Annotated in this window: 2 protein-coding genes; both read left to right on the plus strand. The window is 33.6% G+C overall.

The genetic code is table 11. From position 1 onward, the window contains the following. Positions 1-90 precede the first annotated feature (90 nt). Complete coding sequence (locus tag QT74_RS07755; RefSeq protein ID WP_001042556.1) at positions 91-744, plus strand: IS607-like element IS607 family transposase; 654 nt, start codon at positions 91-93, stop codon at positions 742-744. Further along, a complete protein-coding gene (locus tag QT74_RS07760) occupies positions 719-1,996 on the plus strand; it encodes an RNA-guided endonuclease InsQ/TnpB family protein (protein WP_033765905.1) in 1,278 nt (425 codons plus the stop codon). Before QT74_RS07755 ends, QT74_RS07760 begins: the two co-directional genes overlap by 26 nt. Positions 1,997-2,030: the final 34 nt, after the last annotated feature.

Genomic DNA, 2,030 nt, shown 5'->3' on the forward strand with positions numbered 1-2,030 from the left:
GGGCTACAAACAGCAACTAAAATCCTATAATAATCCATAAAACACTATAATTTTTGTATAGGTTATTAAGTTTTGTGTTATACTGCTCGCATGAATAAAAGAATGCTATCAATCGGTCAAGCGAGTAAGCTTTTAGGTGTAACTATCCAAACCTTACGCAATTGGGATAAAAGAGATTTGTTAAAACCTGATGAACTCACTAAAGGCGGTGAAAGGCGTTATAAGTTAGAGAGTTTAAGGCGTATCAATAGAAGCGTAGTCTTTAATCAAGATGAATTAAAAACAATAGCTTATGCTAGAGTAAGCTCGCATGACCAACAAGATGACTTAATCAGACAAGTTCAAGTTTTAGAGCTTTATTGCGCTAAATGCGGCTTTAACTATGAAGTGATACAAGATTTAGGGAGTGGCATGAACTACTATAAAAAAGGCTTAACCAAGCTTTTAAATTTAATCTTAGACAATCAAGTCAAACGCCTTGTATTAACGCATAAAGACAGATTATTACGCTTTGGAGCCGAATTGGTATTCAGTATTTGTGAAGCTAAAGAAGTAGAAGTGGTTATCATCAATAAGGGTGATGAGAATGTGAGGTTTGAAGAAGAATTAGCCAAAGATGTTTTAGAAATTATAACCGTCTTTAGCGCTAGATTGTATGGCTCTAGGTCTAAGAAAAACAAAAAACTCTTAGATGAAATGCAAGAAGTAATAACTAACAATGTCAGCTATCTCAATCACGCATAAAATCGCTTTAAAGCCTAATAACAAGCATACTACTTACTTTAAAAAAGCTTTTGGGTGCGCTAGGTTCGCTTATAATTGGGGGTTAGCTAAATGGAAAGAAAACTACCAATTGGGTATTAAAACTAACCATCTACAGCTTAAAAAAGAGTTTAACGCTCTTAAAAAATCGCAATTTAATTTCGTTTATGAAGTAACCAAATACGCCACCCAACAGCCTTTTATCCACTTAAATCTAGCCTTTAACAAGTTTTTTAGGGATTTGAAAAAAGGTTTAGTGAGTTACCCTAAATTTAAAAAGAAAAGAGAGTTTCAAGGTTCTTTTTATATAGGGGGCGACCAAATTAAAATCATTCAAACAGCTAATACTGATTATTTAAAAATACCTAACTTACCCCCAATCAAACTCACTGAAAAACTAAGATTTCAAGGCAAAATCCATAACGCTACCATCACTCAAAAGGGCGATCATTTTTATGTTTCAATCTCTTGTGATATTGATGAGAGTGAATACAAACGAACCCATAAGCTCCAAGAGAGTCATAATAATCTAGGGATCGATATAGGGATTAAATCCTTTGTGAGTTTGTCTAATGGCTTAAATATCTATGCCCCTAAGCCCTTAGATAAGCTTACTAGAAAGCTTGTAAGAATTAGCAGACAACTGAGTAAAAAAATCCACCCAAAAACCAAAGGGGATAAAACCAAGAAATCTAATAATTACTTAAAGCATTCTAAAAAGCTTACCCACTTGCATGAAAAAATCGCTAACATCAGACTTGATTTTTTACACAAGCTCACAAGCTCTCTTATAAAACACTCAAGCTCGTTTTGTTTAGAGAGTTTGAAAGTCAAAAACATGTTTAAAAATCACAGGTTGGCTAAATCTTTAAGCGATGTTTCTATGTCTGTGTTTAACACGCTATTAGAATATAAAGCTAAATACTCTAATAAAGAAATTCTAAGAGCTGACACTTACTATCCAAGCTCTAAGACTTGCTCTAATTGTCAAAAGGTTAAACAAGATTTAAAACTTAAAGATAGGATTTATCAATGCCTAGAGTGTGGCTTTGAATTAGATAGAGATATAAACGCTGCTATCAATCTTTTAAAGCATTTAGTAGGTAGAGTTACTGCCGAATTTACGCCTATGGACTTGACGGCTCTGTTGAATGACTTATCCAATAATCGTTTAGCAACCAGCAAGGTTGAACTAGGAATACAACAAAAATCCCAAATTGAGAGAATTTTATAGCTCTTTATAGGATTTTATAGGTTTGTAGTAACGG

Origin of the sequence: Helicobacter pylori SA213A (assembly GCF_000476275.1) — a bacterium.
GTDB lineage: Bacteria > Campylobacterota > Campylobacteria > Campylobacterales > Helicobacteraceae > Helicobacter > Helicobacter pylori_CL.